The sequence below is a fragment of the Pedobacter duraquae genome, from assembly GCF_004362245.1.
Lineage (GTDB): Bacteria > Bacteroidota > Bacteroidia > Sphingobacteriales > Sphingobacteriaceae > Pedobacter > Pedobacter duraquae.
The window spans coordinates 499,865-513,894 of record NZ_SNWM01000004.1 but is presented as its reverse complement, the minus strand read 5'-3'; the positions used below and the strand labels follow the sequence as shown (position 1 = coordinate 513,894).

The 14,030-nt window shown below is 39.5% G+C and carries 11 protein-coding genes and 1 tRNA gene; 3 read left to right on the top strand and 9 right to left on the bottom strand.

Going from position 1 to position 14,030, the window contains the following annotated elements; genetic code table 11:
• Positions 1-718: 718 nt before the first annotated feature.
• Together CLV32_RS17875 and CLV32_RS17870 are read right to left on the bottom strand one after the other, a co-directional pair.
• Positions 719-792: transfer RNA gene (locus CLV32_RS17875), tRNA-Arg, on the bottom strand.
• A gap of 75 nt (positions 793-867) precedes the next feature.
• Complete coding sequence (locus CLV32_RS17870) at positions 868-2,259, bottom strand: exonuclease domain-containing protein (protein WP_133558046.1); 1,392 nt, start codon at positions 2,257-2,259, stop codon at positions 868-870.
• Between the two features lie 107 nt (positions 2,260-2,366).
• On the opposite strand from CLV32_RS17870, the gene CLV32_RS17865 reads away from it, so the two are divergent.
• Positions 2,367-2,744: a response regulator gene (locus tag CLV32_RS17865; protein WP_133558044.1), complete on the top strand. Its 378-nt coding sequence runs from the start codon at positions 2,367-2,369 to the stop codon at positions 2,742-2,744.
• Positions 2,745-2,776: 32 nt separating this feature from the next.
• Here the strand turns inward: CLV32_RS17865 and CLV32_RS17860 are convergent, their stop codons facing one another.
• Positions 2,777-3,202, bottom strand: a complete 426-nt coding sequence (locus tag CLV32_RS17860; RefSeq protein ID WP_133558042.1) for an OsmC family protein — start codon at positions 3,200-3,202, stop codon at positions 2,777-2,779.
• A gap of 46 nt (positions 3,203-3,248) precedes the next feature.
• On the opposite strand from CLV32_RS17860, the gene CLV32_RS17855 reads away from it, so the two are divergent.
• Together CLV32_RS17855 and CLV32_RS17850 are read left to right on the top strand one after the other, a co-directional pair.
• Positions 3,249-3,686 carry a PaaI family thioesterase gene (locus CLV32_RS17855; protein WP_208111045.1) on the top strand — a complete coding sequence of 146 codons (438 nt, stop codon included), beginning with the start codon at positions 3,249-3,251 and terminating at the stop codon, positions 3,684-3,686.
• Positions 3,687-3,808: 122 nt separating this feature from the next.
• On the top strand, positions 3,809-4,045 hold the full coding sequence (locus CLV32_RS17850; protein WP_133558041.1) for a hypothetical protein: 237 nt from the start codon (positions 3,809-3,811) through the stop codon (positions 4,043-4,045).
• Positions 4,046-4,124: 79 nt separating this feature from the next.
• On the opposite strand, the gene CLV32_RS17845 is transcribed toward CLV32_RS17850, so the two are convergent.
• The 6 genes from CLV32_RS17845 to CLV32_RS17820 form a co-directional block, all read right to left on the bottom strand.
• Entirely contained in the window at positions 4,125-5,396 is a 1,272-nt protein-coding gene (locus CLV32_RS17845; RefSeq protein ID WP_133558039.1) for a nucleoside recognition domain-containing protein, read from the bottom strand.
• A 21-nt stretch (positions 5,397-5,417) separates the two neighbouring features.
• Positions 5,418-6,581 carry a M14 family zinc carboxypeptidase gene (locus tag CLV32_RS17840; protein WP_133558037.1) on the bottom strand — a complete coding sequence of 388 codons (1,164 nt, stop codon included), beginning with the start codon at positions 6,579-6,581 and terminating at the stop codon, positions 5,418-5,420.
• A gap of 73 nt (positions 6,582-6,654) precedes the next feature.
• Complete coding sequence (locus CLV32_RS17835) at positions 6,655-9,504, bottom strand: alpha/beta hydrolase family protein (protein ID WP_133558035.1); 2,850 nt, start codon at positions 9,502-9,504, stop codon at positions 6,655-6,657.
• Between the two features lie 95 nt (positions 9,505-9,599).
• A complete protein-coding gene (locus tag CLV32_RS17830; RefSeq protein ID WP_133558033.1) occupies positions 9,600-10,172 on the bottom strand; it encodes a hypothetical protein in 573 nt (190 codons plus the stop codon).
• Between the two features lie 80 nt (positions 10,173-10,252).
• Complete coding sequence (gene yidC, locus CLV32_RS17825; RefSeq protein WP_133558031.1) at positions 10,253-12,055, bottom strand: membrane protein insertase YidC; 1,803 nt, start codon at positions 12,053-12,055, stop codon at positions 10,253-10,255.
• 20 nt (positions 12,056-12,075) lie between these two features.
• On the bottom strand, positions 12,076-13,692 hold the full coding sequence (locus CLV32_RS17820; protein ID WP_133558029.1) for a CTP synthase: 1,617 nt from the start codon (positions 13,690-13,692) through the stop codon (positions 12,076-12,078).
• Positions 13,693-14,030: the final 338 nt, after the last annotated feature.

Here is a 14,030-nt window from a genome sequence, read left to right as displayed (position 1 = left end):
CAGAGAAGTTAAGCCCACCAGAGCCGATGGTACTGCGGTAACACGTGGGAGAGTAGGTCGGTGCCAAATCTTAAAGAGACCCTGTAGTGAAAACTACAGGGTTTTCTTGTTTTATAACATTTCTAGGTTTCTTAGGATTTGTAAGTACAAAGAGTTCTTTACCCATCCCAAAACGGCTTGTATGCTAATCCAAAATATATTTGCTTGCTCATAAGCGTTATCGTCTTTATTTTACTTAGGGAGAATAGTACAACAGACTGTTGATAAAAGTCTCCAAGATTTATCCGTATTATTACGCTGTAATGAACGTGAATTTTGATATCTGAGCAGTGTTTGGTTGAGCTCTATTTCCGGCCTAGGATAAGGGTCTATCAATTTCATTAAACGTCTCCTATGATGGATTTGTATCTTATGCTACAAAAAACTTTATTTATTTGATTTGAAAATTTTTAATTGGGTTAATATTTTTTGATTGTAGCATACTGTCTACTATTATAACATTAATATTTTCCGTTAAACTACTGGTAAAAATCTATTTTTAATAGTGCCAACAACGGGTACCTTATGAATGATTTAGAAATAGGTGCTGATTTTGAACGAAAAAACAGAAAATTCGAAGTGAAGAATTTGAGTTCGAAAAGAAAAAGGAAAATTTTGAGGCAAAAAAAAAGACGACATCTGGAGCAATGTCGCCTTTAATTAGAATATAAATACTCTGTACACCCAATAGGATTCGAACCTATGACCTACGGTTTAGAAAACCGTTGCTCTATCCAGCTGAGCTATGGATGCATTTCCCTTTTGGAGAGTCGCAAAGATATAATTTATGCTGTAATTGCGCAAATCTATTTTGCAATTTCTGCTAAATTACTGAGTAATAGCTTGAAAATTTATATCACGTTTCTTCTCAGGATATTTATCGGTGTAAGACAGTATAATATTCAGGATATAGTCGCTCGAAGGGTAGGGTTGCAACGTTGATTTTATGTCTTCCATGTGCTGTAGATCGGTATAGCCAGATATATATCCCATTCCATAGAATTTGCCAGCTTCAACCCACAGGCAGCTTTGTTCATCATCAGTTCTGCCCTGATCAATAATTGCGAATGATGGGAGCATATCTTTCAATTGACCGATAGCTTGCTCCACACGCGCATTATAGAGGTCGGAGTGCTCGTTGCCTATACAAGCTCCGTTGCATTGTTGTGTGGCATGATGGGTACAGGCTGATCGGCCATGCTGGATAAAACACAATTTTTCACACAATTGATTTTCACGAATCAGGATGCGTAATAAATTATGCCCTTCTGCAATATTATTAAATGTGTATAATGTATTTCCTTGTTTCTTAAACTTATCGATGCCCAGGCGTAAATATCCTTTTTGATCCTCAAAGAGGAATAAGGCATATTTTTGTTCAAACTTTTTTAACGCACGGTTATTCTCAGGCCACAATCGTTTAATTTCTGTCGCTTCATGGATCAATGCCATCAGTTCTGTACCGCAAATTTCATAGTCCACAGTATGGATGTTTTTAAGAAATTCCTGTCTTTGCCGACTTACATTATTTCCGGTGAAATGTGAGCATACTCTTTTTCTTAGATTTTTTGCTTTACCTACATAAATAACTTTACCTTTTTGGTCCTTGAAATAGTAAATCCCAGGATTTGATGGCAGACGATCAATGTACGACTTAGATAAGTTGGGTGGAAGCGCTTGTTCACGTGAAGCCTTGGCTAAAGACTGTCCGATGATGCCAGCCGTATCTGCCTCCAATAGTTTTGTAAACAGAATTGCAGTAGCAGCTGCATCTCCACCCGCACGGTGTCTATTTTCCAGAGGGATTTGCAGACTTCCACAAAGCTTGCCCAAACTGTAGGAGGCATACCCCGGAAATAACTTTCGGCTAAGCCTCACAGTACATAATTTTTTAGTGTTTAGCGTGAAGCCAGAAAGCGCAAGATGGTGCCGAATAAACGAATAATCAAAGTTTACGTTATGTGCAACAAAGACTTTGTTGTGCAACAATGCATAAATATCTGCTGATACACTGTTAAAAACAGGGGCGTCAGCAACCAGCTCATTACTAATTCCTGTAAGTGATTCAATATGAGAAGGTATATATTGTTCAGGATTGATCAGGCTGTCCCAAGTTTCTACTACTGTTAAGCCATCATGGATCTGAATAGAGATTTCGGTAATCCCATTTCCAGAAGCATAGCCTCCCGTAGTTTCAATATCTACAATAGCATACATCATAATAAGCAGACTGAATTAATAAGATATAAATTTACTAATATAATTAGTAAATACTATTAATATTTCAAATTATATAAAATGGCATGTAATTGGCTTAGAAACAGTGAATGAGGGATTCCAATACAAAAAAAATATTAGTGGTTGATGATGACAATGACATTCTAGAAGTGATCAAAATCATCTTGGAGGATGAAGGGTATGATGTTACCACTTTACTTGACGGCCGAAACACGATAGATTCTATAATTAGCGATCGTCCAGATTTAATTCTTCTGGATGTGATGTTAGGAGGAATCGATGGCAGGGACATCTGCAAGGCGATTAAATCCGATATTGATTTCAAGTCAATACCCGTAATTATGATCTCGGCAAGTCATAATCTTCAGGGTTTATTAGCACTTCCGGAGTCGCCAAATGGATTTTTATCAAAACCTTTTGATATTTCAAGATTGATCAGCCTGGTAAACGGGCAATTCGCTGCGTAGTTTTACTGTCTATTTTTTCGGAAAAAGTGTACTTAAATAAGTTCTTTTATATTTCCTTCAGTTGTGATAATAGTTACCGGATGCTCTAATAGCTTATGAATAGGGCATTTATCTGCAATGTTTAACAGTTTTACACGTTCATCCGACGTGAGGTCTCCAATTAGAGTCAGGTTTCTGGTAATACTTGGTTGCGTATATTCCGCAGACACCCCGTTAAATACCAAATCTACCCGAATAGCTTCTAATTGAATATTTTTCCTGTCTGCATACATACGAATGGTAATCGCAGTACAGGAGCCCAGACTTGCCAATATCAAGGCATACGGATTCATCCCTTCGTCTGTTCCACCCATACTTTCCGGCTCGTCAGCATAGATCATATGTCCACCTGAAAAGATCTTTGTTTTATAAGTTGAGCGATCTAATTCTGTTACTGCGCTGATTTGCTGAGCTGCCATGGGTTTAATTTTAAAATGTAAATTTACAATTTAAAATCAGATACACATGTCAGAAAAAGCAACACAAAGATTAGGATTAATTCAGTCTTTTCAGGGGAAAATATTCAACCAATCACCATCCCATTATATGAACTGGTTGCAGCCAACTGTGGTAAATGCCGAGCCAGGAACACTAGAATTTAGCTATGTGATCAGAAAGGAAATGACCAATCCGCTTGGGACGTTGCATGGCGGCGTAACAGCCGGCATCATTGATGATCTAATTGGAGCAACGGTTTACACATTAGGAATGGAGCACCGTTTCACTACAGTTAATAATGTTATTGATTATTTTGCACCAGCAAAGGAAGGAGATCTGATTATTGCTAAAACCACTATCGTAAAAAAGGGGAGAAGCATTATCAATTTACAATGTGAAGTGTTCCTACCCGCAAAGAACAGACTTATTGCAAAAGGCTATTCTAATATGCTGAACATTGGATAAATAATTTGTTTATGGTTTGAGAAAGTTTGTTTAAGCAACTTAACAATATCATATCCTGTATTTAAGATTTGTTAAACATTCCGCTAGTATATTTGTTGTGGAATAACTAACCAGGTATAAATATGTTAAGTAATTATCTCAACTTGCAATTTGATGTGAATGGTAAACCTGTGAGAGGTTTTTGTATGCGCATCCAGGATGATTTTCATGAAACCTATGCAGTAGTTTTAGACGGCTACCATTCTTTCTGTGTGTGGATAGATAACTCTTCCACCTGGAAATCTTCAAAATATACGAATGTTGAACCGGGTGTATTGGACAGAATTATTAATCATCTGTCTATTCACAAGCTGGCTTAATAAGGTCATTTTTTCCGACATATACTTTTTGATCTGTCTCAGATGGAATAATTGTGCTTTGTATTTTCAGGAAGCTTTGTTATCCAAAAAACAGATACGTCAAGCTGATGGCAGTGATAATTCCAACCAGGTCGGCCAACAACATTGCGCCGATAGCATATCTGGTGTTCTTTACGTTTATTGCGCCAAAGTAGACTGCAATCACATAGAAAGTAGTGTCAGATGACCCTTGCAAAATACTGGCTAACCGACCAGCAAAAGAATCTGCTCCGTGAGTCGTCATGGTATCGATCATCATACCTCTTGCGCCGCCACCGCTAAGTGGTTTTATCAATGCAGTTGGTATACCATCAATAAATCTAGAATCCAAATTGATATAGGTGCATACGGTCTTCAATCCTCCGATGATCAGATCAAAGGTTCCGCTGGTTCTTAGTAGACTAATTGCAATCAACATGCCCACCAGATAGGGAATTATCCGTATCGCAGTCTCAAACCCCCCTTTTGCACCTTCAATAAAGGCATCAAAAACATCAATTTTTTTATAGACACCACCGGCAACGATGAGGAAAAAGATCAGCAATAGCAGGCCATTGCTGAGAATGCCTGAGAAAGATTGTAGGCCTGCAGTACTTAAGGTAGTCAGGTATAACACCATTGCGGCAATGATAGCAGATATGCTTAAAACCCAAGCTAATATAACCGGCTGAAGGACATTAATACGCTGTTTAAACGCAACGATCAGCATTGCCGCCATAGTGGCAACGAATGTGGCGATCATGCAGGGGATAAAAATATCCGTTGGATTGGCAGAATTTAAAGAGGCGCGTACGGCAATAATGCTCACTGGAATCAGTGTTAAACCTGCGGCATGCAAACATAGAAACATAATCTGGGCATTCGAGGCCGTCTCTTTATTGGGATTCAGTTCCTGGAGGCTTTCCATGGCTTTGATCCCAAATGGTGTTGCCGCGTTGTCCAAACCAAGGAGATTTGCCGAAAAATTCATTACCATATGTCCGGTCGCAGGATGGCCCTTTGGAACTTCAGGAAAGAGCTTAGCGAAAAAAGGCCCGATTATTCTGGATAGGAGTCTTATGCCGCCTGCGCGCTCTGCAATATTCATAAATCCCATAAACAGCGCCATGATACCAATTAATTTCAAGCAGATATTTACAGCTGTCCAGCAGGTTTCGATCACTCCGTCTACTTTTAAGGGATTACCCGGATCACCCGATTTCCCAATGATCATCCAGTTGAATATATCAGACTGCCCGAAAAAGAAACATTTTATGCTCGCAACGATAATTGCAATCAGGATAAAGCCTGACCAGATTCTACTTAATGCCATCCTATGAATTAAAAATCTAAATTATTGTTTTGATTGTAATATTCCGCCCCTAAAGGATAAAATAAAGTCTTCATCCTGAAAAATATCGAAGTTTGCCGGTTCTCCAAAGATAATAAATCCCGAGACGATATATTTCTCTGCGGAATAGGTGGCATATGCAGCACAACTACTCAGGTCTCCTATATCTGCGATATAGTATTTTTTTATCGTCGACAGGCCGTCGAGAGCAGTGAATTCTAAATAGTTAAGCGCAATACTGGTAATAATTCCGCCAAGCAACAATTGGCGGATGACGATATGAAAAATGGTTTTACTATTCGGTGGTATTTTTCTGTAGTTCGAAATTTGCTGATTTTTAAAGCTCCGGGTGGCAATAGATTCAAGTCCGCGGAGAATGGACAGGAAAAAGTACTTTCTGAGATTTTGTTTTTCAGGATCGTTTACTAAGCCACCCGCTTCAATTAGTATTGTGGCAGTACCCTCAGCCTGAAAGTTATCACCAAAAGCTCTGGGCTCATAACTTTCATCAAACAACCCAATTTGGTTAGGAAGTAGAGGATGCAAGGTTTCAAAGATGTCAGCGATTACCAGCATGGCCTGTTCGCGATTCGGGTTATTACTACATGCGGCATCAAAAGCAGGGGCAAGGAATGATAAGCTTGCTGGATTCCCAGTTTGCCCAACGCTCCAGAGTGTATCCTGATCGTGCAGATTGAACCCGAAATCGGGTTTGATTTCCCGGCGAATATTTTTGAGTAGTGTGGCTTCTTTACTTGACGTTTGAATATAATCCCTGTTGATATCAATTTGCTGTGCATTTCTACGCGTAAATCTGACGGCACCGTCGGGATTCACCATCGGAACCAAATAAATGGTACACTCAGAGCGTAATACGTCCTTTAACCTAGAATTTCCCGCTAAAAAATTGATCAGATCCATCAAGGCCATCGTACCGGTAGGTTCATCGCCATGCATCTGACTCCATAACATGATCTTAACTGGTCCTTTACCAATCTTTACGATAGGTATGGGCAATCCTTCTTCGCTTAGTCCAAGGATCCCGGATTCAAATTCTGCAGGGAGCTTACTTAGCCGATCCGCGATATTCCGCGGTTTTATAAATCTATCTCTAATTTGTTTGTCGGCGAAAGAATCGTAGCGCGCTATTATTTCTGCGGTATCCATAAAACTAAGCTAAAAAAAAATCGCCATTATAAACCGGGGTTCACAATGGCGATTTGTAAAATATTGATGTCTATTACGGCTTTTCGTCAGTTAATTCAAAAGCCCAATTTTTACCTTTTTCTGTGGCTGGAATTCCTGATACCATCCAGGCCGGTGCTTTTGCACCTTTTAAATAGTAGTCGAAGAACTGCTGCTCACGGATAGAGATATCCTTTCTGTTTTGGCGCTGTACAAGATTATGTGCTTCGTTGTTATAATTCAACAACCACGCAGGTTTTCCTAATCTTTTCAAACCGGTAAACATCTCGATACCTTGATAAAAAGGTACGGCACCATCAGCGTCGTTAGACATAATGGCTACAGGGGTATTTACTTTTGGAAGAAAGAACAGTGGAGAATTCTCAATATAAAGTTCTGGTTTTTCCCAAAGGGTTGCGCCAATGCGGCTCTGTGTTTTCTCGTACTGGAATTGTCTGTTCATACCACTTTCCCAACGAATACCGCCATAAGCAGAAGTCATATTTGCTACCGGTGCACCCGCCCATGCTGCAGCATACATATTTGTTTGCGTGATGAGATATGCTACCTGATAACCACCCCAGCTTTGTCCCTGGATACCAATTTTGGTCCCGTCAACCCAGCTGTTTTTCTTTAAGGACTCCACACCAGAATTAATGTATTCCATGGCTGATTTACCAGGATAGCCTGTTTCATAGCTAATGTCTGGTGCAAATACCAAATAACCGTTACTTACAAAGAATGAAATTGCCAACCTTGAAGGTGTAGGAGCAGGTGCCTGGTAGCTGTATAAACCATCTGAAAGTTTTTCGTAGAAATAAACCAGCATTGGGTATTTTTTTGCTGGATCAAAGTTCTCTGGTTTGTATAAAATCCCTTCTGATTTAAATCCTCTCGGTGTAGTCCATTTAACAAGTTCTGCCGTTCCCCAGTTGTAGTTTGCTTGTTGAGGATTGGTGTTAGTTAATTTGGTTTCTGTTTTTAAATCAAGGGAAGTATAGACGTTTGGTGAGTTTACATAGCTGGCTTTGTCGTATAGCAACCTGTCAGCATCTTTGGCTTTAACAAGGTCAGAATATTTAAAAGGCGCCATTACGACTAGCTCCGGACTTTTATCATCACCCATTTTCTTGCGGTAGAAACCGTTTTCTTTGGTGATATTTTTGAAAGCATCTAACCAGGCATTTTCTTTTTTGCTGATAAATCGCGCTTCAGGATCTAGTTTCTGATAGCGGAAAGTAATTGAATTCTGGCGTCCGAAGTTATTAGTAATGTTTTTAGGTTGTGATTTGCCATCTGGTGAGAAGGACCAGATATCATATTTGTCGTAGATCAGTACGGATTTATCTTCTTCAGTCCAGCCCGCAATGCCATAAGAAGAAGGATCGTCAGGCACATCGTTATCTTCGTCAGCAAATTTAACAGAAAGACCTGCATTTAGGTGAGTTACCTTTCCTGTTATAGTGTTATAGGTATACCAGTTCGATGTTTTCTTATCGAAATATAATACGTAGTTTCCAAGCGGTGATGCCATCGCATTTCCGCTAAATCCTTCCAGGATTTTTTTCCTTACACCTGTTTTTACATCAACCAAATAATAGTCACGCACAGAAGATCCTGTCCATTGCGATTGGATTCTATTTCCATAGTCTGTTGACGCCAGCACAAACTTAGCGTCACCTTCATTCACCAACGAGGCATCAGGAAGTTTAACATCTGTTAGGGGAACAATTTTCGGATCGCTGCTATAGATGTCAATTGTAGTCATGTAGCTTTTTTTAGATTCGCGGTCTGCATTTTTTAGTTGCATTGGCTGCAGGTAATCATCTTTATAGCCCCAGATGTCTAGTTTAGCATGTTCAAAGTCGACCAGCGTCGTATCTTTTGCTTTTTTAATCGGTGCGATTCCAAAAAACAGTCTGTTTCCATCTTTACTAAAATTCAGTCGTCCGTCTCCGCTTACTGCGAATTTTGCTGGCATACCATCAATATCATTTTCTACCAATACCTGTGCGGTATCAAGTGTAAGTGAATTGAAGTAGATATCGTAATCTTTAATTTCCTGTTTCTCCGGACTAGTCTCACCAAGGAACGCGAGGTGTTCACTTTCATCGTCAAAGATGAAGCTTTTGTAATTTCCCTTAGTTTTAACCAATGTTTTCAACGTCCCTTTCTCAGTATTTAATAGAAACACACCAACAGGTGCAGTTTTATCCTTTTTGGATCCTGTGCAGGAGATTACCAGTTGTTTTCCATTTTTGCTAAAAGCATAATCATTTACATATTTAAATGTACGCTCCGTTCCGGTAAGCAGGTTCTTTAAAATCAGGTCTGTTCCTTCTTGTTTAGCAGCAGATCCTGCAGGTTCGTCATCTGCGAAGAAATCTTCATCATCACCCTTTTTCTCAGCGGGAGTAGTTGCGGGTCTTGCTTTCTTTGCTGTGTCTGCGGGTTTATCGAGCTGATAAGCCAAAAGTGCAGCGCCTTCTTCAGGGATTTTGAACGATTTGACACGGGGTACTTTGGTGACGGCAGAAGTTGTCAGGTTTACAAAACCGAGTGAATCCTTGGTCATTTCGTCGGCTTTTTTCTTTTTGATTTTGGCCAGACGTGTCTCTGCGTATATTGGCTTGATCAGGAAAGCAGCGTACTTTGAGTCGGCGGTAAATTTAAGCATACCGGCCCGGGCTACCGTAATTTTGGTATTTCCAGGAAAGCTATTCAATGTTAACTTGCTGTCGCCTTCCTGCTGTGCAATGCTGTAAGCTGCCCACAGGCCGTTATTAGAAAGTTGTTTGCTTGCAATGTTTTCCCATGTATCGTAAACAGAATGATCCAGGGGCTTTTTCTGTGCAAAAGCTGTTGTAGCCAGGCACAAAAAAAGAATCGTGAAGGTTTTTTGCATGGTTATTTGGGTAGTTAGGTATTATTGATATTGATTCCTTAAAAATTGTAAATTTTTCAGACAAATTGGTGTTTGTACGTCAAATATTACAAAAATTAGAAGCTTATGCCGGCTTGAAAAGAAATGCCATGGGGATTTACATCCAGATCGTTGGCGGAATTATGAAATCCTTTAAATCCCGCTCCAATAAATGGCCAGAGTCTTTTCGCGGCACGATACCTCAGACCAAACCCGCCGTACAGGTAAAGACCACTTTCCTTTACCTGATGGGTCAGTTGCGGGGTCTCGTCTGCTGCTTCCTGATATTTTACAAAGGAAATACCTGCAGATGCTTCTGTATAGGCAGACAGTTTGCTTTGTGGATTAAACTCGTATTTGAGATTCGCATATACAGGTAAAATCTTGACTTTATAGAGTACATAACCGTTATCATGGTGAATGTCTGTTGTTGAATACTCTATACCAATTCCTGGCCTGAACCTGGATGCACCCTGATAGTTGACCTTGATGGAAGGCCCATTAAAAAAATTACTGTGTGTCGACCTTAAAAATTCTGCTGCAGGAGAAAACATAAATTTAGGAAAAGGAGCGGAATTTGTGTCTTGCGCACTGGCATGTAATGCGGTTATGCCCAGTGCCAGTGGCAACATGAGTTTCAGTATGTTCATAGCATATATTTGTGTTTTGCGAAGATGCGGAATGGAAAGAGCAGATCAAAAAAAAAGCACTCCTGAGAGTGCTTTTTATATTATTTATTTTTCTTTTCTTGCGTTTTAGTCTGCTGTTGCTGACGCATGTAATCGTCTAACCTCGCTTGAAACTTTGACTTCTTTTTCTCGTCTTTTGGTTTCTCTTTGTTTTCTTTGAGGATAGCATGAATCTTTTCATCATTTACCATTCTTTTGATCAGGAATTGCTGACTGAATGTAAGCATGTTTGCCAGGAAATAATAGTAATTCAGACCTGAAGGGTAATCATTCAGAACACCCAGGAAGATGAATGGCATAACATAGCCAATGTATTTCATCTGACCCGTTGCTCCCGATACCTGATTGTTGAAATAAGTAAAGATCAGGGTAGAGATGGTCATGAGGATACACATCAAGCTCAAGTGATCTCCAATGAACGGTAAAGTGAATCCGAATTTAATAAATTCATCGTAAGTAGATAAATCATGCATCCAAAGGAAGCTTTGTCCTCTTAATTCAAAAAGATTAGGAAAGAAGAAGAAAAAGGCCATAACGATAGGTAATTGTAACACCATCGGCAAACAGCCACCGAGTGGGTTTACACCAACCTTTTTATAAAGCTTAAGATATTCCTGTTGCAACAGGGTAGGGTTGTCTTCGCCAACTTTAGCTTTAATTTCATCCATTTCAGGCTTAAGAATTCTCATCTTAGCCATAGAGATATACGATTTGTAAGTCAATGGAGACAACGCTAATTTCAATAACACAGTAAGTACCAGGATAATTAAGCCGTAACCCCATCCAAATCCTTCCAGGAAATTAAACACAGGAAGCACTACAAAGCGGTTAATGTATTTAAGTGGCCAATAGCCCATTTCTACAATTTTCTCGATTTCATGTCCTTGCTTCTGAAGTTCGGAGAATTTATTGTTTCCAAAATAGAAGGTCATGGCATAGCTTTGACTTGCCAGTTGGTTAAAAGGGAGCTGAAGATTTGCACCATACCATTTAACCTGTCCGGGAGTTGTACTTACTTTAACTTCCAGATCTCCTTTGTCGAAACCGTCCTTGGGCAAAAGCACACCAGAGAAGAAGTGTTGTTTAAAGGCGATCCATTCGATCTTTCCTTTAGTCAGGTCTTCCTTAACATCTTTTGCAACATTTAAATGATCTGGCGTTTCGCCAACATATTTATAATAAGGTGCTGAATAGCGTTGCTCATTTTTCAATGATTTTTCTTGTTGAAGCAGGATCGTCTCCCAGTTAAGGGTAATTGCATTTCCTTGAACAATTTGATTAAGACCATTCAAATTAATATTGAAGGTCAGATCGTTGCTGTTCGGCTTCAGGTCGTAGAAAAATTCAATAAATTTATCTGCGGCATAGTTTGCACGCATGCTGATTCCAGTACCTGATGGCTGTGCGGTAAAGTACAGGTCGTTGGTATTGATCGCTTTGCCATTCAGGTTTAACTTCAATCCAAATTTATTTTGGTTTCCATCAAATAAGATAAGTGGTGCTCCCTGGAAAGTCTTCTCATTTTTTACTTCAACAGATAAGATCTTACCACCTTTATTAGTCAGGGTTAACTTTAATTTATCATTTTCCAGAACAGTAGTTTTTTCTGTTCCACTGATATTGGCGCCGAAGGGACCTTTTAAAGCAGCAGAGTCTAGTACTACTGTAGTTGGTGTTGCTGCTGGTGCAGCTGCTGATGTTTTAGTGCCGGTCTTTTTAAGGGAATCCGCGGCAATTCTTTCGCTTTCTTTTTTCAGTTCAGCTTCGCTAGGCTTAAAAAAGTAGAAAGATCCTGCTAAAACGATCATGATCAGGAATAATCCTGTAAACGTATTTCTATCCATTATTGTTATTTAAACGCGTATTATTTGTTTTTTCTCTTTGCATACTCCATCGCAGCGGCGACAAATTTAACAAAAAGTGGGTGAGGATTAGCAACTGTTGATTTTAATTCCGGGTGAAATTGTCCACCAACGAAAAATGGATGGTTTTTTAACTCAATAATTTCTACCAGTTTGCTATCCGGATTAATCCCCGAAGCAATCATCCCCGCGTTTTCATAGTCTTTTAGGTAGGCACTATTAAATTCATAGCGGTGTCTATGACGCTCGGTGATGTGGGGCTTACCATAAGCGGCAAATGCTTTGGTACCTTTTTTAACATCACATGGATAAGCACCTAAACGCATGGTACCACCTTTAGACGTGATGCTTTTTTGCTCCTCCATCATGTTAATCACAGGATATGGTGTGTTTTCGTCAATCTCAGTTGTGTTTGCCTGATCAAGACCGATCACATTACGGCCAAATTCAATTACGGCACATTGCATACCTAAACAAATTCCAAAGAAAGGAACTTCATTTTCCCTTACATATTTAATGGCGTCAATTTTCCCTTCGATACCCCTGCTTCCAAATCCTGGAGCAACAAGTACGCCGTGAAGGTGTCCTAGTTTTTCCTGAGCGTTGTCAGGGTAAAGGCCCTCAGAGTGGATGTATTCTACCTTTACTTTACACTCATTTTTAGCACCTGCATGTACGAAAGATTCTATAATTGATTTGTACGCATCGGGAAGCTCTACATATTTACCGATCAGACCTATTTTAACTTCAGCTGTTGGATTCTTTAGTCTGCCAAGAAAGTCTTTCCAGCTTTCCATATCTGGTTCTGCTTTATGGGCAAGTTTAAGTTTGGTCAATACCGTTTTATCCAACTGTTCCTTCATCATTAATAACGGAACGTCGTAGATCGTAGACGCGTCAATTGATTCAATTACGGCATTTACGTTTACGTTGCAGAATAGCGCTATTTTTTTACGTATATCTGCATTAATAGGGCGTTCGGTCCGACAAACAAGAATATCCGGCTGTATACCGTATTCCAGCAAAGCTTTGACTGAGTGTTGTGTAGGTTTTGTTTTTAATTCCCCTGCAGCCGCGAGGTAAGGGATCAGCGTAAGGTGGATTACTAATGCATTGTTTGGGCCAACCTCCCATTTAAATTGTCTTACAGCCTCTATAAAGGGTAGCGATTCAATATCTCCAACCGTACCACCAAGTTCTGTGATTACGATATCAAATTGTCCGCTTTCACCTAAGATCCGCATGTTACGTTTAATCTCATCAGTGATATGTGGAACAACCTGTACAGTTTTTCCAAGATATTCGCCAAGACGTTCTTTATTGATTACATTTTGATAAATTCTTCCGGTGGTGATGTTATTTGCCTGGGAAGTGGGGGTGTTGAGAAAACGTTCGTAATGGCCTAAGTCAAGATCTGTTTCTGCACCATCTTCAGTTACAAAGCATTCGCCGTGTTCGTAAGGATTTAAAGTTCCGGGATCAATATTGATATAGGGATCGAATTTCTGGATGGTTACACGGTAACCTCTTGCTTGTAAAAGTTTGGCCAATGAAGCGGAGATGATGCCCTTACCCAAAGAGGAAGTAACACCGCCCGTAACAAAAATATACTTAGTCATGTTTGTGAGTTTGTGATTTAAAAGCATCCTTGCAGACGACTTTTAATTGTTTTTGTACGGGATACAAAGTTAGCAAATAAAACCAAAGCGACTGGCTCAATTTGGAAAAAAAGGAAAAAAAATGCCTGATTCACATCAGGCACTTTTTGAAATTATATTTGGTTAGAATATGCAGTTCGGATGTTCGGTGGAGCTTATAATGTCTCTCTCTGAACACTAAGGTAAATCTAATATAATTTATTTGACATTTTAATTTTAACTGTTAAAAAAATGTTAAAATATTTTTTAAGTCGCTGATTTCCAATTATTTTAATTTGAGATAGCCAAATATTATTTGG

Excerpts from the sequence above, each read along its gene's own strand:
- CLV32_RS17870 (WP_133558046.1), bottom strand. The coding sequence starts at position 2,259 with ATGATGTATGCTATTGTAGATATTGAAACTACGGGAGGCTATGCTTCT.
- CLV32_RS17835 (WP_133558035.1), bottom strand. The coding sequence starts at position 9,504 with ATGCAAAAAACCTTCACGATTCTTTTTTTGTGCCTGGCTACAACAGCT.
- CLV32_RS17830 (WP_133558033.1), bottom strand. The coding sequence starts at position 10,172 with ATGAACATACTGAAACTCATGTTGCCACTGGCACTGGGCATAACCGCA.
- CLV32_RS17860 (WP_133558042.1), bottom strand. The coding sequence starts at position 3,202 with ATGGCAGCTCAGCAAATCAGCGCAGTAACAGAATTAGATCGCTCAACT.
- CLV32_RS17865 (WP_133558044.1), top strand. The coding sequence starts at position 2,367 with ATGAGGGATTCCAATACAAAAAAAATATTAGTGGTTGATGATGACAAT.
- CLV32_RS17855 (WP_208111045.1), top strand. The coding sequence starts at position 3,249 with ATGTCAGAAAAAGCAACACAAAGATTAGGATTAATTCAGTCTTTTCAG.
- CLV32_RS17820 (WP_133558029.1), bottom strand. The coding sequence starts at position 13,692 with ATGACTAAGTATATTTTTGTTACGGGCGGTGTTACTTCCTCTTTGGGT.
- CLV32_RS17850 (WP_133558041.1), top strand. The coding sequence starts at position 3,809 with ATGTTAAGTAATTATCTCAACTTGCAATTTGATGTGAATGGTAAACCT.
- yidC (WP_133558031.1), bottom strand. The coding sequence starts at position 12,055 with ATGGATAGAAATACGTTTACAGGATTATTCCTGATCATGATCGTTTTA.
- CLV32_RS17840 (WP_133558037.1), bottom strand. The coding sequence starts at position 6,581 with ATGGATACCGCAGAAATAATAGCGCGCTACGATTCTTTCGCCGACAAA.
- CLV32_RS17845 (WP_133558039.1), bottom strand. The coding sequence starts at position 5,396 with ATGGCATTAAGTAGAATCTGGTCAGGCTTTATCCTGATTGCAATTATC.